The following is a 21,971-nucleotide window of genomic DNA, read 5'->3' on the forward strand; positions in this document are numbered from 1 at the left end:
GGAATGCAGCTGCCGGATAAACAGCCGCTCACCGAGAACGTTGTGGTGACCTCACCGGAGGAGCTTGGGGATCTCATCCGGGAGGGTCTCTCGAAGGGAAGCGGCGCGTTTCTAAAGATATTCGCCAAGGATTCCGCCGGAAAGTACTACATAACGGTACTCCTCGATAGATCCAAGGTGCTCGCTGCCGAATGCCTGCTGGTGGACAAAAACCAGAACCTCAGCGGGGATGAGGCAATCAGCCTTTTGAAGTCACTCCTGGACAAACCCATGGTCGTCGACGTTTACACCCTCGACGAGCTGGAGATCAAGCTTTCAATAGCGGACAACGTTGACGTCTACGTTAAGACGCCCAAGGTACCTATAGAGGAACTGTTCGGGAAGACCGGGGAAGGCCCGCCGAAGAAAGAAGGAACGGAATCAAAGAGTCCAACGGCCGTCGAGCAGGGAACCCCCAGGGTAGTGCCGCAAACGGAGGCACAGGTGAAGGAAAAAACCGAGGTTGCCACCGAGAAGAAACCCGCGAAAGAGAAAGAACAGCCCCCAGCCGGAAGGCCGGAGGTCGTTATTAACCTCACCGGTGGAGAGATACCGGAGAGGGCGTTCCAGCTGTACGCCGAAGACCTCCTAAGGGAGGCCAAGAGGATCAGGGGGCTGAGGATCAACAGGATTCAGTTCAACGCGAACGTCGGTGAGGGTGTGGTTTACCTGAACGTCCACATATACGGCAACTCCACCGGGGACTCTACGGACATAGAGATCGCGGAGAAGAGGATGCTCCACGCGGTCAGCAAGTACGCACCGGTTCTTCTCAGGGAGGCGGAGGTCAAACCCATAATCAGGGACGTCAGGATCCACATCGACGGGCAGGAGATCAGGCCCCAGGAGATAATGGACAGGGACAAAAAGAAAACCGGCGACGTGACGAAGGACGGGAGGATAACCCTCTCGGTCCTTGAGGACGTCTGGCCGTATTTCAGCGCCTACGCCAGGACCGCCATAGGAGAGTTGGAGGGGGCGGGAGTAAAGGTTGAGAAAGCGTACTTTGACATCAAGGGAAGGAGGGAGTTCGAGATCAACCTGTCCCTGGTCGGGGAGTCAAGGATGACCAAGGAGAACGTGGAGAAACTCGTCAGGGATGTTCTCACAAGACACGCCAAGGAACTTGGCAGATCCATAAACCGGTACATAACCGTCCACAACGTCGACGTCGAGATCCTAACACCCTCCGTGGTGAGCGCCGCCAGAAAGGCCCCCAGGGTGGCCTCGGGCAAAGCCGCCGAGGTCCTTGCAAAGAAGGAACTCCTCGAGAAGGAAGTCGAGAAGATGCTCAAACAGGCTGGAATAGACGAACTGGCACCCCTGACAGAGGAGAAGAGAAAAGAAGCCGAGGAGACCATGCTTAAAAGCCGCATAGAACCCGCGATAGAGACCCTGAAGGCGAGGGTACACGCCGAGATGAAACTCATCCCGAGGGTCACGTTCAAATGGCTCAAGATGAACCACGAGATCGAGGGCTCCACGGTGGTGGTTGACATCGAAACGAGTTTCATCCGGGAGGAGACGGGGGGACTCTTCGGATCGTTCTCGGGGGTCTCAGATGCCAAGATAAAGAGGGACATCGAGGAGATGATAAAACGAACCATCCGGGAAGTCTCAAAGGAATACGGAGTAGGGATAAAATTGAGAAAGCTAAAGATAATTCTCCGTTGATTTTTCCCTTTATCGTCAGCACTCAAGATCCTCATCATCCTGACGTCAGTTCTGCCGAGGTCATCATCCGTATTTCCATGGGTTCCCGGAGTATTTAACTGTGTTCACCGGGAGCGGTTATGACACGAGGTACGGGGTTTCTTCGTTTTATATCTAAACGCTAAGTTTTTAAGCTGAACGTTGTCCCGCTCAACATGGGTTATCTACTCCTTGGGATTGCGGCGGCGCTCACTTCGGCGTTTTCGTGGGCGGTCTCCACGATTTTAATAAAGGTTGGTATGAGGGGCAAAAGCCCGATAGCGGTTAACATAATACGACTCTACATAGTGTCGGTTCTCTTTGCGGGCATTTTCCTGGTCACGGGGAGGTTTTCCGAGATAGCGTCTCTACCGCCCCTTACCCTCGTTGTGGCCTTTGTCTCGGCACAGTTCGGCTTTGTCATAGGGGACTACTTCTACTTCAACGCCCTTAACATTGCCGGCGTATCAAGAACCGTGCCGATAACCTCCACGTATCCACTCTGGACCATACTCTGGGATTTCCTCTTCCTTGGAAGGAGCATAAAACCGCAGGTAATCCTCGGTGCATTTCTGGTCGTTGCGGCAATAGTCATCGTTAGGAAGGCGGAAGAGGAGGAGCACATTAACGGAAAGGCCTTTCTCTTCGCACTCCTCGCCCCCATATCGTGGAGCCTGGCCATACTCATGATGGACTGGCTTACGGGGTACGTTGAAGCCCTGACACTGGCCGGGCTGAGGATGGTGCTGGCCGCCCTCGGGGTTACCCTCTTTCTCCCGAGGTTCTGGGAGGAGCTCAGGGCGGTCACGAGAAAAGAGCTGGCGGTTCTTTTCGGTGCCGCACTCTTCGGACTTTTAATCGGCCAGTACTTCTTTGTGTACTCGGTAAACCTCGTTGGGTCCGAGGTGGCCGCCCCGGTTTCGGCCATAAACCCGATAATATCCTCCGCCCTGGCGATAGTCCTGCTGAAGGAATCCCCGAACAAAAGGATACTTGAGGGTCTCGTACTGGCGGTGCTCGGTGTGATACTGATATCCACCGCCTGAGGCTCAGGTTTTTAAGCCCCTGCACGTAACTTTACCCGCCGACAGCGGGGGGACAATCGTCTCCTCGCACGGGCTCGGTCAACCCGCCTCCGCGAGGTATCGGGCTCTGTGAGCGGAGAGTGCTCACGCCGAGCCCACAGGGCCGGGAGCATCCACCCGCGCGAAGGATGAACGCGGGCCTCTGTACCCGGCCCACAGTTCGATCCCCTTCTGAGGAAGGCTTATAACCTCTGAGAATAAAATGAATAACCGGTGGTTATTCATGGTTACGATCCCCCGCCCCATCGACCCGAGGGAGATAAGGCGAATCCGGAAGGAACTCGGCATAACCCAGGAAGAGCTCGCGAGGAAGGCCGGCGTGACACAGGCCTACGTGGCCAAGCTGGAGGCGGGAAAGGTCGATCCCCGGTTATCGACCTTCAACAGGATCCTTCAGGCCCTGCTCGAGTGCAAGAGGGCCCAGCTCAAGGCGAGGGACGTCATGTCCTCCCCGGTTATCTCGGTCAAGCCCTACGAGAGGGTCGAGAACGTCATCAAGCTGATGAACGAGCACAACATCTCTCAGATTCCTGTTATAGCGGGCAACAAGGTCGTCGGTTCCATAACGGAGCGAACGCTGGTCAGGCAGAGCCTCGAGTACGAGGACATCTACGACAGGAAGGTCATGGAGGTTATGGAGGAACCTTTCCCGATAGTCAACGGGGACGAAGACCTCGAGGTCGTCAAGTACCTCCTTGAGGAGCGCCCCGCGGTTCTGGTCCAGGACAGGGCTGGAAAGCTGGTTGGGATCATAACCCGCGTGGATATCTTCAGGATAGGAAAGACGAGGGAATAGAATCATCTTTGCCCTTTTCCCGTTCTGGGAAAGTTTTTATAACCTGTGACCACAATCAACACGTTCTACTGAAGGCGGGGGAACGGGCTATGCGAAGGATGATCACCGTGATTGTTCTTGCCCTCCTCTTCTCCCAGTACGTGGGCGCCACCAGCATAGCGATTGACGTTTCGCACGAAGAGGGGACGGTGGCACTGGTATCCCCGATAGTGGATCCCACCACCGGAAGGGTCGTGGCCGAAGGCATTATACCCACCCTCTCCTGGTATGACTGGGGTTACATTGGTTACGGTCCAGAACTTGGGGAGGCAGGTGTCAGGCACCTCGGGGATGACATAAACTACGAAGCGCTGAAGGGCGTTGACGTTCTCATAATAGGGCAGCCGCGGAAGAACTTTTCCTCTCAGGAGATCGAGGCCATCCTGAAATGGTTCTCAGAGGGAGGGAAGGTGCTTTGGATTGCAGGAGACTGCGACAGGAAAGAAAGCGCCTACATCCAGCGAAACGTTAACGAGTTGCTCTCTGCAATACCAAATGTGCGGTTGAGGATGGACTACGCCACGGCAACCGACACGTTCAGTAACGCCGGAGAGAGCTCCTACGTGTCAGGCTTCGTCAGGGTGGACTTAAAAACCCCGGATGCGGCCATTCTAAACAAAGGTTACCACGTCGAAATCGGCAAGGTGCTCTTCCATACGCCGGGTGTTCTGGCGTGGGTGGACGAAAAAGGCAAATGGCATCCACTAATCGCGGGAGCGGTTCCCGAGGGGGTCTACAGAATAGTCATGACGAGCAGTAACGGGATGATAGAGGATAACTACGCCCCCGAAGCGAGGGCTTACAGGGCATGGAACAGGGGGCTGTTCACGCTCCTGGCCGCGGAGTTCGTTAAATTCCCCAACGGGGCCGGGAGCGTTCTGATAGTCAGCGGAGAGAGCCCCTACGGAAGCCCCGTGCCCATATGGGTGAACCGCTACGGCAACTACATATTCGATGGACAGCAGTTCGTTACCAACCTCCTTCGCTGGGCGATCCTCGAGGCATCGAAACTTCCGAAGGCGGAGACCACGACCACTTCCACGACGAGGAGCACCACAACGACCACCACGACGCAGAAAACTTCCTCGACCACCCATACCGCGATCTCCACCACTACCACATCCACTCCAAAGGAGGAAACGGTCACCCACACCACCACGACACCCCAGAAAGAATCCTCCCTACCAGGGAGGCTCGTTTGGATCGTAGGGCTCTTAGTGGTCATCGGGGCCGCCATCCTCGTGGTGTTGATACTTAGGAGACCGTAAACGGTTTTTTCTGCTTCTTCACCCTTTTCTGGATGGCCAAAATATCCAACAACTTTATATACCCTCGACTAAACCATTGATGGACAAATAATCCAGGTGATGCGAATGAAGAAGACCGCCCTTCTACTCGCGCTTCTGCTGCTCGGCGCCGTCGTGGCGGCGGGCTGTATAGGGAGTGGAGACACCGCAACCCAGACATCGACCTCCCCGAGTTCGACGAGTCCAACGAAGACACCGTCATCAACTCCTACGACGACCTCACAGACTCCCTCTACCACCCACACGTCGGTTGAAACGGAGAAATCGTTCTACCCGGTTACGATAAGGGACTTCGCCAACAGAACCGTTATCATCAAAAAGAAACCCGAGCGCGTCGTGACCCTTGCCCCCGCCATAACAGAGGACCTCTACTACATCGGTCAATTTGATGAGGTCGTCGGTGTTACGGACTACGACGACTTTCCGCCGGGCGTCGCCAACCTCACCAGGATTGGAGGCTATGGTAAGTACGCGAAGCTCGAGGTCATAGCGTCGCTAAAGCCCGACCTAATCCTCGTCGACAGCTACTCCACGCCCATCATGGAGAGCCTGGAGAAGATAGCCCCCGTGGTCGTCGTCGACCCCCACGGCCTCAACGACATACCGAAGGCGCTCGAGCTCCTCGGAAAGGTCTTCAACGCGGAGGACGATGCCAAGAAGGCCATAGCCGAATTCAACGCCAGGGTGGACGCGGTAAGCTCGGCCGTTAAGGACGAACCCAAACTCAAGGTCTTCTACATCGTCTGGAGCAACCCGCTTATGACGGCCGGCGGGGGAACGTTCATCAGCGACGTCATAGGGCTCGCCGGCGGGGAGAACATCTTCAAGGACGCGAGCGGATGGCCGACGGTGAGCGTTGAGCAGGTCATCGAGAGGGACCCGGACGTCATCATCCTCACCCCCCACTGCGGGATGACCGTTCAGGACGTCTACAAGGGACCTCTGGCAAACACGAGAGCCGCCAAAGACGGGAGGGTTTACCTCATCGAGAACGAGAACGACCTCGTACACCCCAGCCCGCGCGTTGTCCGCGGTCTTGAAACGGTGGCGAAGCTCCTCCACCCGGACGCGTTCAGGGTGAGCTACCCGCTAACGATAACCGACTTCGCTGGGAGGAAGGTCACCATCGAGAGGGAGCCCGAGAGGATAGTCTCGCTCGCGCCGAGCATAACCGAGAGCCTCTTCTACATCGGGGCCGGCGATAAGCTCATCGGCGTCACGAAGTGGGCGGACTTCCCGCCTGCCGTGAAGAACATCACGAGGGTGGGCGGTTACGGAAAGTACGCGAACCTCGAGCTCATAGCGTCGCTGAACCCCGATCTAATACTCGCGGACAGTTACTCCATGGCCATCCTGAATGATCTCGAGAAGATAGCCCCGGTCCTCATAGTGGCTCCCAAGAACATCACGGACATCTACGACGCCATCGAGCTCCTCGGAAAGATAACCAACCGCGAGGAGGCGGCGGAATCCGTAGTCGCCGACATGGAGGCAAGGGTGAGCTACGTTACCTCCATGGTGGAGGGGAGGCCAAAACCGAAGGTGCTGTTCATAACCTGGTGGAACCCCATCTGGGTCCCCGGGAACGGCACCTTCCAGGACGACCTGATACGGCTCGCGGGCGGCGAGAACATATTCTCGGACATGAAGGGCTGGGCCCAGGTGAGCATGGAACAGGTTCTCAAAAGGAACCCGGATGTGATAATAATCTCGGCCCACGGGGCGATAACCCCCGAGGACCTCTGCAACACCGAGCTCGCGAACACCAACGCGGTCAAGAACGGAAGGGTGTTCTCCATCAGCGACGAGAACCTCGTGGCGAGGCCCGGCCCGAGGATAGTCTACGGTCTCGAGGAGGTAGCTGGATACCTCCACCCCGATGCATTCAACTACAGCTTCCAGCCTCTGGTCTGCAACGCGACGGCCTCCCAGGGAGGCTGAACCCTTTTATTTTCATCATTTTTTAAGCGATGTACAACACATTGGGTAGCGTTGACATGACGCCCGTGGTCGACGAGCTCCATAAAATAGCCAACTCCGGGCTCTACATAAAGATACCCAAGTTCGAGCTCAAGACCGAGAGGCAGTGTGACTTCGACGAGAACAACGTCGCCGTCGTGAGGTGGGACGGTGAGGTTTCGCCGTGCTACAGGTTCCTCCACACCTACTACGAGTACATCTTCGGCAGGAAGAAGAAGGTAAACGCCTACTCCTTCGGCAACGTCCGTGAGAAGAGCCTCGCGGAGATATGGACAAGCGAGAAATACACCTGGTTCCGTTTTACCATGAAGAACTACATGTACCCCCCCTCGTGCACCGACTGCGAGCTCAGGGACGCGTGCGATTTCGTAAAGACAAGCGACATCGACTGCTGGGGGAACGAACCGAGCTGCGCCGACTGCCTCTGGGCGAGGAGATTAATCTTCTGTCCCATCCCGCAGTACACGTTCGGAAAGTTCCTTCACCCTTAGAATCTTCTTCTCGTCTTCTCCCGTGGTTATGGTTATTTTATATGTGATCTCCTTCAGCTGAGGCTCTTCTAAGCCGCGCCACCCCCTAACTTCAACGTTCAGGGCTTTAACATCGAGCCGCATTTTCTTAATGAGCCTCCCCCAGTTGACCATCAAACATCCACCGATAGCGGAGAGGAGCATCTCCGTCGGGTTCGGACCCCTGTTGTTCCCATCGGTGTTCGTATCTATGAAGAAGGCAAATTCCCTGACCCTGGCCTCGCTTCCCACGTTTCCGTCCCATTCGAGCTTGGCTTTGTATTCGAGTCTCCCCATGAATTACCACCAAAACGAATGAAACCTATTTTGTATAAAAGGGTTGCTGGAAATTAAAGGACACACAAAGAGAAGCTGTGAACATGAGAGGACAATATGGACTGTGATCTTTCCTCAAGGGTGGTAAGGCATGTAAGAGGCGCGATTTCATCTTTTATGATGGGAAACTACAGTTAAGTGCCCGATTTCACGACATACTTTCGGAAAAGAGCCTTCTCGGCCACGGTTTCAACCGCCTTATAATAGCCCGGTATGTATAGAGTTGGTCCGCGGAGGATGACGCTCTCGTCCACCCAGTTAACCTCGCTGATGCCCTTTGGTTTTCCGTGCTTCAATATGTCCTCCCATATTCTCTTGTTTATTATGCATCCCGGATCGTCTCCGAGGAGGTCGAGGGTGTAGTGGTAACTCCTTGCCCTACAGCCGCCACAGATGTTTCTGTAGGGGCAGTTCTTACACTGCCCGGTAAAGTTGTCCCTGTCCCTCAGGAGGTTGAATATCCTGCTCGTCTCCCATATCTCCTTGAAGTTTTTGGTCCTCACGTTGCCGACAGGAAGCGGTAGGAAGACACAAGGGGTAACAGTCCCATCGGGCTCTATCCCCGCGTAAATCCTCCCCGCACCGCAACCACCTATGAACTCCGCCAGTGTTCTAACGCTGTTGTTCTCACCTATGTAAAAGTGGGCTGGCGTTACGTTCTTGCCCTTCGATTCGAGCAGGGTAACCCTCGCGTACTGGGGAGCCGTGGTGAGTATCTCAAGCTTGCGCTTTTTCATCTGGCGGTAGACCTCCTTCATGAATTCCTCCCTTTCCTCCGGAGTTAGGTCGACCTTCACCATCTCCTCGGCCCTTCCCGTCGGGACGAGGTTGAAGAATATCACGCGCTTGACCCCGATGTTCTCCGCCAGGTCGAGGATGTCGTCTATCTCGCCGTAGGTGTCCTTGTCCATGACCACGGCCATTCCGTGGCTTACCCCGAGCTCAACGGCGTTCGCGAGGGCCCTGGTCGCGTGCTCCCACGCTCCCGGAATCCCGCGGAACTCGTCGTGCTTCTGCGGATTCGCAGAGTCAACCGAGACCTCCACGTATTTTAGACCTAGGTCGACGGCCTTCTTCATGTTCTCTATATCGGCGAACGTCCAGCCGTTGGTGGCGACGGAGGTGTGTATTCCCCTCGACGCCAGCTCCTTCACCACCCTGTAGAAATCGGGGTGTATCGTCGGCTCGCCGCCGCTTATCGCCACCGCGGCGACCCCAGCGTTGTCAAGCTGGTCGACGAGGTTTAGCTTCTCCTCGAGGGAGAGCTCGCTCGGCAGTGGTTTGTCGGCTCGCTGGTAACAGTGCTTGCACCGGAAGTTGCACATGTTTGTGAAATTCCAGACTATGAGGAAGGGGCCGGCCAGCCTCTGGGGAACCGTGATGCCGTACTTGGTTATGCCCTCGAGGACCACCCAGATCCCCCTCCTTATGTGGGGGTCCCTCAGGAGGGCTTCTTTTACAGCTTCCTCGTCGCCACGGGCAATTTTTATTCCCATCTTCAAAAGGAGCTTTATGACGTCCGCCTGGAACCTCACCATTAGCGGGCACTTGATGCTCTCCCCCGCGTAGATGCCGAGCGCCCAGTAGAGTGCTGGCAGCTCCCTGTCGTTAATCTTGTATTTTTTTAAAGAGGGCTTTATCAGTGCCCTCGCAAGTGGATTTCCAAGAATAAGCTTAAAAGCCGTTAACGCAGTTGAAAGCTGATTACCATTGGATGCCTCCTCTCCGGTGTTTGAGGAGGACTCTTCGGTGACATGTTCCATCCTCATCACCCCTGATTTCATACTTGGAGGTTTTCCGTATAAAGTTTTCTGTTATGTCAGTTATAACTGTTATATTGATTGAGAACAAAATTTAAATATCATCTCCGCGATATAATAAGGGGGAGATTTAGTTGCCGATGCATAAGAAAGAAAGCCGGAAATTTATCGAAACTGTGGAGAGGATTATGGTTAGGTGGGGGTATACACACAGTGATGGAAAAATATATGGGCACCTACTCCTAAGTGAAAGCCCTCTAACGATTTCTGAGCTTGCCGAGCTCACGGGGTTAAGCCGCTCATCCGTTTCAACCTCCTTGAATAGGCTCTCCCGCGATTATCTGGTTACGGTTAGGAAGAATGGAAAAACAAAGCTTTTTACGGCTATACCCTCTTTTCTTGAGAAATTCTTACGACAGCCAAAAGAGACCCTGGAGAAAGAGGTGAGACCATTAAAAAAACTCACGGAGGTACTCATGGAGGATACAAAGTCAGGGGAGCATAAATTAAAGCTCCAGGAGATCCTTTCTGACTTAAAAGCACTGGAATGCATTCTTTCGAAGATAATTGAGATGGAAGAAATGGAAGTAGAATGTCTTGAAAAGTGATTGGCGGGATTCGCTGGTAATTAAGGGCCGTCATATGAAAAATTATTTTTCATGAAAAATTTTTTAAGTGTGCTTAACCTCATTCGGGTTGCCTAAAAATAAAGTGGGGGATAAAACTAATGGATTATGTCCTGATTGCATTTATTGCGTTCATCCTGAGCGTTATCTTCTCAATAGGCGGCGTGGGGAGTGCGATAGCCATAGTACCGACCATGACGTGGCTTGGCATTTCCCTGATGGTGGCCAAGCCCACGGGTCTTTTCATAAACACGCTCTCGATGCTCTCGGCAACGCTCAAGAACCTCAGGGAGAAAAAGCTTGACCACCGCTTTGGACTTCCGATACTAATTGCCGCCACGGTCTCAGCTCCAATCGGCGCGTACACCGGCAAGTTCGTCCCGAAGAGGTACGTCCTCGGGGTTTTCATAGCCTTCCTCCTCTACTCCGGGACAATGATGATATTCTTCAAACCAAGGCCGAGGGGAAAGGATGGGAACCACATCGTGGAGGGCTCCATGATAGGCGCCCTGGCGGGCTTCCTCGGCGGTCTGCTGGGCGTGGGCGGAGGGGGAATAATAAGCCCGACCCTGATAATGCTCGGTTATGAACCGAAGAAGGTTGCTACGACGACGGCCCTTGTGGTGTTCTTCTCGTCTCTGAGCGGTTTCCTGACCTACTGGGGCATGGGGACGCTGGACTGGAAGTTGCTCGGCGTCGTTTCGGTATCGGCGATAGCCGGGGGCTGGCTCGGAACGCACCTGATGCACTTCAAGATGAGCTCGGATGCGGTGAAAAAGGTAATCGGCGTTATACTCTACCTCATGATGATAAGGATGATAGCGGGCATCCTCTGAGGTCAGGGAACGCTCCGCTTTATCTCGTACGCCGTCAGCAGGAGGAAGGCCAGAGAGAGGAGCATCATGATCGAGAGCGAGATCCGGGGGTTGATGTAGAACTTCCCCGTCAGGGAGTAGTGCATGGCCTCAACCGAGTAGGTCAGTGGAAGCGTTAAGGATAGGGCACGAGCAATTAGAGGCGTCCTCTCAAGTGGGATGAACACCCCGGAGAGGAATATCATTGGGAACCTTACGGCGTTGAAGACTGTCATCGTCTGCGTGGGATCCTTGAGCATGTAAGAGACGAGCACCCCAAAGGAGGAGAAGGTGAACGTCGAGAGGAGTACGTAGGCCAGGAGGAGCCATGGATGGAGGGGATGGGATGAGGCGAGCGGGAGTATTATAGCCAGCGTTACGACCGATGACAGCACTCCGAAGAGGAAGCTGCTGAGCGTCTTTCCAAGGGCTATCGTGGTGTAGCTGACCGGGAAGAGAAGGAGCCGCTCGAAGGAACCTATCTTTCTTTCAAACACTATGGATGCGGCGGACATCGAGGTCGAGCCGAAGAAGAGGGCGAGCGCTATCAATCCCGGAGCGAGCTCCCCGAGCCTGCCGCCGTTCTTGATGGCAAAGGCCAAGGCAAACGACGCCGGGAATATGATCCCCCAGCTCATCGTGGCCGGCTTCATGTAATACTCCTTAATGTCCTTCTTGGCTATGTAGATCGCCCTGCTTAAACCTTCCAACGCCCTCACCCTCAACGATTTTTAGAAAGACTTCCTCCATGTCCGCACTCCTGAGGCTCATGAAGTTCACATCAATCCCCTCCTCTCTTAAAACCTGCGATATCTCTTCAATTGCAACAAGGGAATCTCTCGCGACCACCTTGAGGGTCCCCTTATCGAGGTAGGCCCTATCTATGACGTCGACACCCTTTAACCTCTCCAGCAACCTCTTTGGGTCTGAAACGCCGAGCTCTATGGTCTCGTCGTAAGGGACGAGTCTCTTCAGCTCCGAGGGCTTTCCCTCCGCAACTATCCTGCCCTTATTGATTACGGCCACCCTCTCACTCAGGTGGGAAACCTCGTAAACGTTGTGGCTCGTGAGGAATATCGTAATGTCTTCCTCTTTAAGCGCCTTTATCAGCGCCCACATCTTCCTCCTGCTCTTCACGTCGAGGACGAGGGTGGGTTCGTCCAGCAGGAGTATTTTGGGTTTATGAACCAGTGCAGCGGCTATGGTTAGTCTCCTTTTAAGCCCTCTGAACAGGTTTGCGAATTTCTCATCCTTTTTGTCCTCCAGGTCAAAGAACTCGAGGAGCTCCAGAACCCTTTCCTTTCTGAGTCTCTTGGGAACGCCGTGCATCTCGGCACTGAACATTAAGTTGTCAAAGCATGTGAGCTCGGGATAGAGGTTCGATATGTCTTGGACGACGCCCACGGACGCCTTTACTTTTTCCGGCTCCTTTCTCACGCTGTGGCCGTTTACGATGGCGTCGCCGCTTGAGATATTCGTCAGGCCGCACATCATCCTTATCGTCGTGGTTTTTCCTGCTCCATTGGGGCCCAGGAAGCCGTAGATTGTGTTAAAAGGTACCCTGAGGTTCACGCGGTCAACCGCCAGGAAATCTCCGTAGTACTTCGTTAAGTCCTTTGTAATGATGGCGTATTCCATTATTTTTCCACCTCTTTTAGTCGTCTTTGTCGTTCCTCCGTGTAACCCTTGCCCCTATCCGTTGACGAGTCGGGATCAGCTCAGGTGTATTCTCCCCTTGATCAAAAAGTCGGTGCTAACAATTATGCCCCTCATGCTGGCACTCATGCTCTTCTTTTTCCCTCTCTATCTTTTCCTTCCAGTATGGGTCCACTTCGAGAACCTGATGAATGAATGCTTCGACGACATCCTTAATCCCTCCATAGGCTCCAGTGACCACCTCAATGCCGAGTTCGTTGAAGTATTCGATGGCCTTCCTGCCCATTCCGTATGCCAGGACAACCTCCCCACCGTGCTCCCTTATGAAGTTTGGCAGGTCTCCGGGGCCGTGCTCATCGAAGGGCACCTCAACGACTTCCGCGTTCTTTATTTCTGCTCCTTCAACATCCACGAAGACGAAATATTTTGCCCTCCCAAAGTGGCCGCTAACGTTGCTTTCCAATCCTCCCTTATCTTCAGCAGGAATCGCTATCCTCATTTCAACCACCATAAACAGTTGAAATTCATGACATATAAAGTTTGTGCATATGCACATTTTTTGTGAACCTTTGGTTAATAACACAAGTATGAAAAAATGTTTATATTTAGTGCTACTATTTTATAAAATGGTGATACAAATGGAGAACATTAATGAGCTGATAAATGCGGGGGATTTGGGTAGCGTCCTGGAGATTGCTAAAGAATTTCATGGTCATGTATGTCCTTACGTTGCCCTTGGCATAAAGGCATCGGCCATTGCTATGAAAGAGCTTGGAGTTAACAGACTGGGTTTTAACGGGAGCATAGACGAGGAGATTCTGGCCGTAGTGGAGACCAATAACTGTTTTACAGATGGCGTTCAGGTTGCCACGGGATGCACCCTTGGAAACAATTCCCTCGTATACCTCGACCTGGGGAAGACTGCGCTGACTCTTGTCAAACGTGGCGAGTGGGAAGGAGTGAGGATTTACATCGATGCTGGGGCTTGAAAGACTAGCCTTGAAAAAGCTAAATCAGCTTAGCGGTGGGGAGCTTCAGAAGGTTGTTATAGCAAGGGCACTGGCTCAGGAAGCCAGGGTTCTTCTCTTAGATGAGCCGACAAACAATCTTGACTTGAAGAGCCAGCTCGAACTCATGCGCTTGGTGAAAAAACTTTCCGTTGAGAGGGGAATAACCGTTTTGCTGGTTGTACATGATGTCAACATCGCCCTCAGGTTTGCTGATGAGTTCATCTTTATGAAGGATGGAAAAATAATTGTCAAGGGAGACCATAAAATAGTAAAACCCGAATTGATAGGGGAGGTATACGGAATTCCGGTGACAATTCATAGAATTTCGGGTGTTCCCGTCGTCGTTCCGGTTTAACCCCCGCTCAAAACGGGCATCACTTTCAGTTCATCACCCTCCTCGATGATAGCATCCCCCCTGGCGGGCTTGCCGTTTATAAGGAGTATCCTATCATGGAACTCACGGTACCTTGGAATCACCTCCTCCAAAATCTCGTCTGCTGTTTTTGGAGCATCAATCTTAATCTCGAGTTCTCTAGCTTTTGCAAGGTGTGCGAAAGCTCCCATGAGTTTGATCCTGACCATTGAAACCACCCACATTATTATTTCTTTCCCGATTGATAAAGATTGCCCCAGTAGGGTTTGAGATGTTACTTTTCGTGGTTGTTTTTGATTAATACTTGTTCTTCTTTTGCATTTTGTAAAATTTTAAACTTTTGGTTCACGAAACTTTTATATATTTTAATTGCGTAAATTTTCATGCAAAAACCCGTTGGGGGGTCAATGGGGAGACGTGCATTAGGTACTAAATGCGTTTCGATTACACCTGGTCCATAGGGGGGTTCCGGATGGGACATATGAAACGACACGAATGCGTTTCGATTACACCTGGTCCATAGGGGGGTTCTGGATGGGACATATGAAACGACACGAAGCCATTTATTTCGTTCTCCTTGCTTTGGGGTGTATCCTCTGGCTTGAGAATCACTATCCTTCGATTGAAGCAGTTCTTGGTGGCCTGATTGGTGCAGTGGCCATTTACATCGTTCCCGGGGTGATTTTCAGGAGCATGGGAATCAACAAACCCGCTGTGGTCTTTACTATACTATGGGAATTCGTCGGTGCCATCGTGACAAGGGTCATAGATTTCCCTCTCTGGAGTTTCTTTCTAATGGCAGGCGTTGGTGGCGTTGTCGTTTTACTGTTCTTTCCCCTTTTAGAAATGGCAGGTTGGATCACGGGTGATAGCCATAAAGAACTCTAAGCCTCTTTGTGTCTCTCCTTCTTGTCTATATTGCGCCGTGAACTGCTGTGAGGAGGAAGGAACTTATTGTGACTATCTACGCCCCGGACCGTAATGGCGGAGGTGATGTGTAATGATGCTTAGGGATACGCTTGTCTTTTTAATCTCTTTAATTTTCACAGGTCTGGCAATAATTGATGGAACTTCTCTCCTTGTTGCAGTAGCAACAATTATGTTTCCATTTGTTGCCGGCAAATCTCATCCGGCTCCACAGGAGGTGAAAAGGGATGGTTGAAATTACGTTGAAGAGAACGCTACTCATTTTCTTTTTGCTAAATCTTGTTGTCTTTGTGATGGTAGTAACTGACACCGGAAGTATTGAAAACATTCTGTTAGGATAACTGGGGCATCACCTCCTGAAGCCATTCAGCAACATCACCAGGTGGTCGACCAAACCGAGAATGAACCCTAACAAAATTATACCAGAAAGCAAACAGAAAAACAAACCTGTGAACCTTCCGCCAATCCTTACCCCTGAAATTATTCCAGAAACGCCTCGTTCTCTCCTTAAGGGTCCTGATAGCCATAAAGAACTCTAATCCAGTAAATAATGGTTCCAGTCTTCATTTCCCCCTCTTTTTTCTGAAGTATCATCAGGCACTTAAACCTAACGCCCTACTGCTTATCCTGACAGTATCACACATTGCGACGTAACCGTTTTATACCCTGATGTCCATATAACACCAGCGGTGATACCATGAGGCCCATCAAATCACTCGACTCCGGGGGGTTTGATGAACTGCTCGGTATCCTCAACGGCATGGGGAACAGGCTTCTCCTCATCAGGATATCCGGGAAGGACGCTTTTCTTTACGGAAACGGCAGGGTCATGAGGGAGTACATCGATATCCCCCGGGATCTGAGGGACGTCGAGGTGGTGGAACTCGACAAGTTCGAGTTCCTGGACCTTCTTCAGGGGGAGGCCGAGCCGAAGCGCACCCCCATGACTGTGGAGTTCTCGTATTCCCTCGACGCCCCCAAGGACATCTACATACACCTGGAGGATGCCCTACTCAAGGCGGTGCTGAAGGCCTACAAAACCCTCGGAATCGCCATCGAGAGGGCCGATCTAAAGGCTTCGATAAGGTACGGGGCAACCGGCAGGGACATACTCCTCATCAGGGGAAACGTAAAGGGGTTATCTGCCAGCGAAGTGGAAAAGACGGAGCTGGCGAGGGTTCTGTCGGACGTCGTATCCCGGGAGGCGGGCTTTGATGCGAGGGTCCTGCTCCGGGGCTTCGATCTGGTTAAAACACGCGGAAAGCCCCTGCTGAGGGTATCGGCACCGCGGGCCCACGTCAGGGGAGGAAGGGTTCTCGAGGTGCCCCTTGCCAGGAACGTGGCCCCGAGCCTGAACAGGGATAAAGTACAGGTTGAGGTGGAGAGGATACTGGAGGAGGCGGGGATCGAGGAGCTCGCGGGAAAACTCAAGAGGGATACCGAAAGGCGGGTTCAGACGGGAGCGATTGAGGCCTTCCTGAGGGAAAGACTATCAGGCATCAGAGATGTCCAGGTGAACTGGATTAAGGTCTCCCCCGGGGGGGACGGCGGGGTCAAGGTCGCCATCGGCGCGTCCAGGAGGTCAAAGTCAAGGAGCGACGTTGAAATAACCAGCATGGTTGGGAAGGAAATAGAGGCCGCCCAGAGGGAAGGGAGAGCCCGGGGACTGGCTTTTAAGGTTTCGTCGGCGTTTCTGGTGCTGGAGGAGGACGTCTATTAGGCCCGGCAACATTAAAAACCTCCCCTCCATTTTTCGCTGGTGGTGGTATGAAGCGTAGAACCCTCTACAGGGCACTGCTGGCCATCGTCCTCCTTCTAACGATCGTTTACACCCTCGGGATACTTGGCTTAGTGCCCTTCCGGTGGAGCTACTACATCACGATGTTCATGATAGTCCTCTTCCTCGTCCTCAGAATGGAGAAGAAGCGTCAGTAGAGGGCCTTTATCCTCCTCACGGAGAGCGCCATGAAGGTCGTTGCTATGAGGATGAGCGCGAGCAGGGCATAGAGGGGCGCCACGACGTCGTAGTAGTACAGCATCGAGTACCTGAGCCCGTCGACCGAGTACGTCATCGGCGTCAGGATGCCCACGACGAGGAACCACCTCGGAAAGAGCGTGAGGGACTCGATAGCACCGCTGGTGAACATCATGGGGAGCCTGAGCAGGTTGAGCCACGTCATGACGTTTATCGGCTTCTCAACGGCCAGCGCTATGTAGAGACCGAAGGCGGAGAAGGCCACGTTGGCCAGGATGAGGAAGAGAATAGTGAGGGGCCAGTTCCAGACGGGGTAGACCATGAAGTACTTCACAAGGACGAGCGTTATCAGGCTCACCATGAGGCCGAAGAGCGAAGCCACGAGGACCTTGGCGAGGACTATCTCCCCGTATCGAATCGGGGCGAGGAGGAGACGCTCGAACGTTTTGAGGCGCCTCTCGAATATCAGCGACGAGGAGACGAAGGAGGTCGTCGCGAAGAGGGCCGAGATGCTGATGAGACCAGGGGCGAGGTGGTCGACGTCGCCGAAGCGAACGATGAAGGCAAGGGTGAACACGAGGGGGAACACGAGACCCCAGCTGATCGAGCCAGGTTTCAACAGGTACTCCCTGAGCTCCTTGTTCACTATAGCGAGAACGTGCCTCATATGGGACACCCCCCACAGCTCACGGGACAGGTTTTGTCCTCGTTGCTCTCCGTGAGCTCGAGGAAGACCTCCTCGATGCTCGGGAGTTCCGTGGAGATGTGCCTCACGGTAAGTCCGAGGCTTTCCTTGACCTTCCAGAACTCCTCAAGGAACTCATCAGGATCTTTTACGGTAACCACTATCGAGTCCTCGTCGAACGTCGGGCTATACGGCTCGAGGAACTTCAAAAGCCTGTTGCCGATGGGCTCGACCCTGAGCCTCACCCTAACACCCGCCCCCACGAGTTTCCTCAGCTCGTTCCTCTTCCCCAGGGCCACGATTTTCCCGCGGTTGATTATCGCTATTCGATGGGGCAGAACCTCGGCCTCCCACATGTTGTGGGTGGTCAGGAAAATCGTCTTCCCGGTTTTGTTGAGGGCCAGTATCATCTCCCTGACGAGCTTGGCCGACTGAACGTCCAGCGCCACGGTGGGCTCGTCCATGAAGAGCACGGGGGGTTCGTGAACCAGCGCCGCCGCGATGGTAGCCCGTCTCTTGTATCCCGAGCTGAGTTTCCCGAACTTCCTCTTCGCCGGGAGGTTGAACTCCTCTATCAGGCGGGAGACGTTCTCCATTGGAGCGTCGTACAGCCTGGCCAGAAAGCGGAGGTTCTCCTCGACCGTTAACTCATCGTAGAGGTTCGAGACGTCCGGGACGAGGCCGATGCTACGCTTAACTTCCAGCCTCTGGGTCTTAACGTCGTAACCGTTCACGTAGGCCTCACCGGCCGTTATCGAAGTAAGGGTCGAGAGCATCCTAACGGTGGTGGTCTTTCCGGCTCCGTTGGGGCCAAGGAACCCGAATATCTCCCCCTTCCTGACCTCAAAGCTTATCCCATCGACGGCCGTGAAGTCACCGTACCTCTTGGTCAGCTTTCTGACCTCTATAACGGCCCTCACTCTCTCATCTCCCTCCAGAGCATTGCGATGGCAATCAGAACGAGCGCCCCTATCCCGAGAGCCACCGCAGGGTTTCCGAGTTCCCTCTTCGGCGGTGTTGCCGTGGTGGACTCAGTGGGAGTAACCGGGGAAGTTTCGTTAAGGCCCATGAAATCGACGTCGGCCTCGCAGAGCTCCTTACCGTGGAACCTGCGGGTGAGGGCCAGGTACCTCGCCCCCGGCGAGATGGCAACTTTGTCGATGGTGGTATCGTTGGACGGGTAATCCGCCATTATCGCCCCGTCGGGGCCTATTATAATGGCCTCCGCTTCTCCGGCGGCCAGGGTGTAACCGTTGGCAGTCGCCACGTCCGTGGTCATGAGATAAAAGGGAACCGAGTACACCTGTTTGCCATCCCCGTCGAGCAGGACTATCTCGTTCAGACCACCGCCCAGCGCTATCCTCTTCCCATCGAAGTCCATGTCCCTGATGAGACCGTCGAACTTCTTCTCCCAGAGCTCCTTCCCGTCCCAGGTGAAGGCGTAGACGGAGCTCCATGTCTCGTCCGGGGAGACCGCGAGGGACACGAACATATCATCGTTTCCCGCCACCCTCTTCACATCACCGGGGAGGGTGATGTTGAGAAGGGCCCTTCCGTCCAGGGAGAACGCCACGAGCTTCCCATCGTCCGCGCCGACGAGTATTCTATCACCGACGAGGTCAACGCTCCATACGTAGGAACCCACGTCCCTCTTCCAGACGAGTGCCGTGTCCCTGAAGAAGTAAACGAAGCCTCCGACGTTACTCGCCACCGCGTATTTTCCGTCGGGCGATATGTCCACGCTGTAGACGACGTTTTCGGTCCTGTACTCCCTCAGAAGCTTTCCGTGAGAATCGAAGAACTGAACCCAGTACCCGTCGGTTCCGACGATGACCGTTCCATTGTCGCTGGCGGCCACGGAGTATGCGAGACCCCTAACGGGGGCCCTGAAGGCCACGCTCCCGTTAGGCCGCAGGAGTACCGCGTTGTACCCAAAGGCGAGCGCCAGGTCCCCCCTATCGTTGAACGCCATGGAGAACACTATGCACTGGTCGTGGTACGTCCAGAGAAGGTGGGGCTGGGCGCTTACGGGTGTCAGCGTGAGGAGAAGCAGGATGAGGGGAAACAACCGTTTCATAGTTTCACCGCTCCTGCATCCGTTGGCGATTTTAAATAGTTAATGGTGCGGGCCTCAAAGCTCGGGAGAAGATGGGAGTGGTTCCAGACTCCAAAAAGATATTCCCTCGAGGGCTTATGTTAGGCTCAACGAAAGCTTCTCAACCTTTGGTTTACAATTTTCGGGTTTAAAAACGCTTTTTTAGTCCCCTGTGAAGTCCGTATTGAGGGGATAGATATGAGCACGTGTATATTCCTGTTCATTGGAGGTGACGAACTTGAGGTACGTTAAACTCCCCAGGGAGAACACTTACGCGTTCCTTGAACGGCTGAAGGAGTGGGGGAAACTGTACGCCCCCGTGAAAATCTCCGAGAAGTTCTACGACTTCAGGGAAATAGACGACGTCAGAAAGGTCGAGTTCCACTACAACAGAACGATAATGCCGCCGAAGAAGTTCTTCTTCCCGCCGAGGGAGAAGCTCTTTGAGTTCACTGTCTCCAGGGCGGAGTACAGGGAAACGCTGGAGGACGTCGAGCCCTTCGTGGTCTTCGGCATTCACTCCTGCGACATCTTCGGCCTCAAGATCCTCGACACGGTATACCTCGACGAGTTCCCGGACAAGTATTACAGAGTAAGAAGGGAGAAGGGCATCATCGTAGGCATCAGCTGCATGCCGGACGAGTACTGCTTCTGCAACCTGAGGGAGACCGACTTCGCCGACGATGGCTTCGACCTCTTCCTGCACGAGCTCCCCGATGGCTGGCTCGTCCGCGTCGGGACGCCCACCGGCCACAGAATCGTGGATAGAAACATCAAGCTCTTCGAGGAGGTCAGCACCGAGGACATCTGCAACTTCCGGGAGTTCGAGAACAAACGCTCGAAGGCGTTCAAATACCACGAGGACTGGAGCAACCTGCGTTATCTCCTCGAGCTCGAGATGGAGCACCCAATGTGGGAAGAGCAGGCCGACATCTGCCTCGCCTGCGGCAACTGCAACCTAACGTGTCCTACGTGCCGCTGCTACGAAGTTCAGGACATCGTCAACCTCGACGGGGACACAGGCTACCGCGAGAGGCGTTGGGACTCCTGCCAGCTCAGGAGCCACGGTCTGGTTGCCGGGGGTCACAACTTCAGGCCCACCAAGAAAGCCCGCTTCATGAACCGCTACCTCTGCAAGAACGCCTACAACGAAAAGCTCGGCATAAGTTACTGCGTCGGCTGCGGAAGGTGCACCTACTTCTGCCCCGCGGGCATAAGCTTCGTGAGGAACCTGCGCACCATCATGGGGCTCGAGGAGAAGTCGTGTCCGCCGGAGGTAAGCGATGAGATTCCGAAGAGGGGCTTCGCCTACGCCGCAGGGGTAAGGGGTGATGGTCTATGAGCGAGGCCGTTCCACGGGAGGTCATGATGCCCGACGGCAACCCCTACGCACTCCACAGGGTAAAGGTTCTCAAGGTTTACCCGCTCACGGAGATGGAGAAGCTGTTCCTCTTCCGCTTCGAGGACCCCGAGCTGGCCGAGAAGTGGACCTTCCGCCCGGGACAGTTCGTCCAGCTCACGATACCCGGCGTCGGTGAGGTTCCGATAAGCATCTGCTCCTCGGCCATGAGGAAGGGCTTCTTCGAGCTCTGCATCAGGAAAGCCGGGAGGGTTACAACGGTCATTCACAGACTCAAGCCCGGAGATACCGTCCTCGTCCGCGGCCCCTACGGCAACGGTTTCCCCGTTGACGAGTGGGAGGGCATGGACCTGCTCCTCATAGGTGCGGGTTTGGGAACCGCTCCCTTAAGAAGCGTCTTCCTGTACGCGATGGACAACCGCTGGAAGTACGGCAACATAACATTCATCAACACCGCCCGCTACGGCAAGGACCTGCTCTTCTACAAGGAGCTCGAGGCCATGAAGGATCTGGCCGAGGCGGAGAACGTCAGGATAATCCAGAGCGTCACGCGCGACCCCGAGTGGCCCGGAAGGCACGGCAGGCCACAGAACTTCATCGTTGAGGCCAACACCAACCCGAAGAGAACCGCGGTGGCGGTGTGCGGGCCGCCGAGGATGTACAAATCCGTCTTCGAGTCCCTCATCAACTACGGTTACAGGCCCGAGAACATATTCGTCACGCTGGAGAGGAAGATGAAGTGCGGGATAGGCAAGTGCGGCCACTGCAACGTCGGAACGAGCACGAGCTGGAAGTACGTGTGCAAGGACGGCCCGGTCTTCACGTACTTCGACATAGTATCAACGCCCGGACTGCTCGACTGAGGTG

Annotated in this window: 23 protein-coding genes and 3 pseudogenes; 16 read left to right on the plus strand and 10 right to left on the minus strand. The window is 54.1% G+C overall.

The genetic code is table 11. From position 1 onward, the window contains the following. Nucleotides 1-3 precede the first annotated feature (3 nt). The 6 genes and pseudogenes from A3L02_RS02290 to A3L02_RS02315 form a co-directional block, all read left to right on the plus strand. Complete coding sequence (locus A3L02_RS02290) at nucleotides 4-1,713, plus strand: hypothetical protein (protein ID WP_088862432.1); 1,710 nt, start codon at nucleotides 4-6, stop codon at nucleotides 1,711-1,713. 194 nt (nucleotides 1,714-1,907) lie between these two features. Continuing rightward, complete coding sequence (locus tag A3L02_RS02295) at nucleotides 1,908-2,777, plus strand: DMT family transporter (protein ID WP_088862433.1); 870 nt, start codon at nucleotides 1,908-1,910, stop codon at nucleotides 2,775-2,777. A gap of 262 nt (nucleotides 2,778-3,039) precedes the next feature. Further along, entirely contained in the window at nucleotides 3,040-3,612 is a 573-nt protein-coding gene (locus A3L02_RS02300; protein ID WP_088862434.1) for a CBS domain-containing protein, read from the plus strand. Between the two features lie 89 nt (nucleotides 3,613-3,701). Next, nucleotides 3,702-4,919, plus strand: a complete 1,218-nt coding sequence (locus tag A3L02_RS02305; RefSeq protein ID WP_088862435.1) for a hypothetical protein — start codon at nucleotides 3,702-3,704, stop codon at nucleotides 4,917-4,919. 99 nt (nucleotides 4,920-5,018) lie between these two features. Further along, a complete protein-coding gene (locus A3L02_RS02310) occupies nucleotides 5,019-6,899 on the plus strand; it encodes an ABC transporter substrate-binding protein (protein ID WP_335755132.1) in 1,881 nt (626 codons plus the stop codon). A 44-nt stretch (nucleotides 6,900-6,943) separates the two neighbouring features. Then, nucleotides 6,944-7,429, plus strand: a pseudogene (locus A3L02_RS02315) (SPASM domain-containing protein); the annotation flags it as partial. Here the strand turns inward: A3L02_RS02315 and A3L02_RS02320 are convergent. Both A3L02_RS02320 and A3L02_RS02325 read right to left on the minus strand, forming a co-directional pair. Next, the gene (locus A3L02_RS02320; RefSeq protein ID WP_088862437.1) at nucleotides 7,376-7,744 is read right to left on the minus strand and encodes an OsmC family protein; all 369 of its coding nucleotides are present in this window, start codon (nucleotides 7,742-7,744) and stop codon (nucleotides 7,376-7,378) included. The pseudogene A3L02_RS02315 and the gene A3L02_RS02320 sit on opposite strands and share 54 nt — an antisense overlap. A gap of 173 nt (nucleotides 7,745-7,917) precedes the next feature. After that, nucleotides 7,918-9,546, minus strand: coding sequence for a radical SAM/SPASM domain-containing protein (locus A3L02_RS02325; RefSeq protein WP_237268669.1), 1,629 nt, complete (start codon nucleotides 9,544-9,546; stop codon nucleotides 7,918-7,920). A gap of 137 nt (nucleotides 9,547-9,683) precedes the next feature. Between A3L02_RS02325 and A3L02_RS02330 the strand changes: the two genes are divergently transcribed. After that, complete coding sequence (locus tag A3L02_RS02330) at nucleotides 9,684-10,151, plus strand: GbsR/MarR family transcriptional regulator (protein WP_088863806.1); 468 nt, start codon at nucleotides 9,684-9,686, stop codon at nucleotides 10,149-10,151. A gap of 119 nt (nucleotides 10,152-10,270) precedes the next feature. Next, entirely contained in the window at nucleotides 10,271-11,005 is a 735-nt protein-coding gene (locus tag A3L02_RS02335) for a sulfite exporter TauE/SafE family protein (RefSeq protein ID WP_088862439.1), read from the plus strand. Between the two features lie 2 nt (nucleotides 11,006-11,007). On the opposite strand, the gene A3L02_RS02340 is transcribed toward A3L02_RS02335, so the two are convergent. The 3 genes from A3L02_RS02340 to A3L02_RS02350 all read right to left on the minus strand — a co-directional run bounded on the left by A3L02_RS02340 (nucleotide 11,008) and on the right by A3L02_RS02350 (nucleotide 13,178). After that, a complete protein-coding gene (locus A3L02_RS02340; protein WP_088862440.1) occupies nucleotides 11,008-11,733 on the minus strand; it encodes an ABC transporter permease in 726 nt (241 codons plus the stop codon). Beyond that, the gene (locus tag A3L02_RS02345) at nucleotides 11,687-12,661 is read right to left on the minus strand and encodes an ABC transporter ATP-binding protein (RefSeq protein WP_088862441.1); all 975 of its coding nucleotides are present in this window, start codon (nucleotides 12,659-12,661) and stop codon (nucleotides 11,687-11,689) included. The genes A3L02_RS02340 and A3L02_RS02345 overlap by 47 nt, the downstream gene beginning before the upstream one ends. A gap of 115 nt (nucleotides 12,662-12,776) precedes the next feature. After that, nucleotides 12,777-13,178, minus strand: a complete 402-nt coding sequence (locus tag A3L02_RS02350; RefSeq protein ID WP_088862442.1) for a NifB/NifX family molybdenum-iron cluster-binding protein — start codon at nucleotides 13,176-13,178, stop codon at nucleotides 12,777-12,779. Between the two features lie 139 nt (nucleotides 13,179-13,317). Between A3L02_RS02350 and A3L02_RS10500 the strand changes: the two are divergent. Both A3L02_RS10500 and A3L02_RS10505 read left to right on the plus strand, forming a co-directional pair. Then, a pseudogene (locus A3L02_RS10500) lies at nucleotides 13,318-13,659 on the plus strand (FmdE family protein); the annotation flags it as partial. Next, nucleotides 13,655-14,044 carry an ABC transporter ATP-binding protein gene (locus A3L02_RS10505; protein ID WP_088862444.1) on the plus strand — a complete coding sequence of 130 codons (390 nt, stop codon included), beginning with the start codon at nucleotides 13,655-13,657 and terminating at the stop codon, nucleotides 14,042-14,044. The pseudogene A3L02_RS10500 and the gene A3L02_RS10505, both read left to right, overlap by 5 nt. Here A3L02_RS10505 and A3L02_RS02365 read toward each other — a convergent pair. Continuing rightward, nucleotides 14,041-14,271, minus strand: a complete 231-nt coding sequence (locus A3L02_RS02365; protein ID WP_088862445.1) for a MoaD/ThiS family protein — start codon at nucleotides 14,269-14,271, stop codon at nucleotides 14,041-14,043. The genes A3L02_RS10505 and A3L02_RS02365 overlap by 4 nt on opposite strands. Before the next feature lie 325 nt (nucleotides 14,272-14,596). Here A3L02_RS02365 and A3L02_RS02370 point away from each other — a divergent pair, with 325 nt between their 5' ends. Both A3L02_RS02370 and A3L02_RS10165 read left to right on the plus strand, forming a co-directional pair. Next, nucleotides 14,597-14,950, plus strand: a complete 354-nt coding sequence (locus tag A3L02_RS02370; RefSeq protein WP_088862446.1) for a hypothetical protein — start codon at nucleotides 14,597-14,599, stop codon at nucleotides 14,948-14,950. 112 nt (nucleotides 14,951-15,062) lie between these two features. Beyond that, on the plus strand, nucleotides 15,063-15,224 hold the full coding sequence (locus tag A3L02_RS10165; RefSeq protein ID WP_157895719.1) for a hypothetical protein: 162 nt from the start codon (nucleotides 15,063-15,065) through the stop codon (nucleotides 15,222-15,224). 97 nt (nucleotides 15,225-15,321) lie between these two features. On the opposite strand, the pseudogene A3L02_RS02375 reads toward A3L02_RS10165, so the two are convergent. Then, nucleotides 15,322-15,507, minus strand: a pseudogene (locus A3L02_RS02375) (IS6 family transposase); the annotation flags it as partial. 179 nt (nucleotides 15,508-15,686) lie between these two features. Between A3L02_RS02375 and A3L02_RS02380 the strand changes: the two are divergent. Both A3L02_RS02380 and A3L02_RS10320 read left to right on the plus strand, forming a co-directional pair. Next, nucleotides 15,687-16,709, plus strand: coding sequence for a hypothetical protein (locus tag A3L02_RS02380; RefSeq protein ID WP_088862447.1), 1,023 nt, complete (start codon nucleotides 15,687-15,689; stop codon nucleotides 16,707-16,709). Nucleotides 16,710-16,756: 47 nt separating this feature from the next. Continuing rightward, the gene (locus A3L02_RS10320) at nucleotides 16,757-16,924 is read left to right on the plus strand and encodes a hypothetical protein (protein WP_204247212.1); all 168 of its coding nucleotides are present in this window, start codon (nucleotides 16,757-16,759) and stop codon (nucleotides 16,922-16,924) included. Here the strand turns inward: A3L02_RS10320 and A3L02_RS02385 are convergent. Genes A3L02_RS02385 through A3L02_RS02395 form a run of 3 tightly spaced genes read right to left on the minus strand, consistent with a single transcriptional unit; the run spans nucleotide 16,918 to nucleotide 19,726 of the window. Next, the gene (locus A3L02_RS02385; RefSeq protein ID WP_237268625.1) at nucleotides 16,918-17,631 is read right to left on the minus strand and encodes an ABC transporter permease; all 714 of its coding nucleotides are present in this window, start codon (nucleotides 17,629-17,631) and stop codon (nucleotides 16,918-16,920) included. The two genes, A3L02_RS10320 and A3L02_RS02385, sit on opposite strands and share 7 nt — an antisense overlap. Next, on the minus strand, nucleotides 17,628-18,569 hold the full coding sequence (locus A3L02_RS02390) for an ABC transporter ATP-binding protein (protein WP_088862449.1): 942 nt from the start codon (nucleotides 18,567-18,569) through the stop codon (nucleotides 17,628-17,630). The genes A3L02_RS02385 and A3L02_RS02390 overlap by 4 nt, the downstream gene beginning before the upstream one ends. Next, a complete protein-coding gene (locus A3L02_RS02395; RefSeq protein WP_088862450.1) occupies nucleotides 18,566-19,726 on the minus strand; it encodes a PQQ-binding-like beta-propeller repeat protein in 1,161 nt (386 codons plus the stop codon). The genes A3L02_RS02390 and A3L02_RS02395 overlap by 4 nt, the downstream gene beginning before the upstream one ends. A gap of 256 nt (nucleotides 19,727-19,982) precedes the next feature. Between A3L02_RS02395 and hydB the strand changes: the two genes are divergently transcribed. Next, complete coding sequence (gene hydB, locus A3L02_RS02400) at nucleotides 19,983-21,086, plus strand: NADPH-dependent hydrogenase/sulfhydrogenase 1 subunit beta (RefSeq protein WP_088862451.1); 1,104 nt, start codon at nucleotides 19,983-19,985, stop codon at nucleotides 21,084-21,086. After that, nucleotides 21,083-21,967 carry an NADPH-dependent hydrogenase/sulfhydrogenase 1 subunit gamma gene (gene hydG / locus A3L02_RS02405; RefSeq protein WP_088862452.1) on the plus strand — a complete coding sequence of 295 codons (885 nt, stop codon included), beginning with the start codon at nucleotides 21,083-21,085 and terminating at the stop codon, nucleotides 21,965-21,967. Before hydB ends, hydG begins: the two co-directional genes overlap by 4 nt. Nucleotides 21,968-21,971: the final 4 nt, after the last annotated feature.

The organism is Thermococcus celer Vu 13 = JCM 8558 (assembly GCF_002214365.1).
In the GTDB taxonomy this organism is placed as follows: Archaea; Methanobacteriota_B; Thermococci; order Thermococcales; family Thermococcaceae; genus Thermococcus; species Thermococcus celer.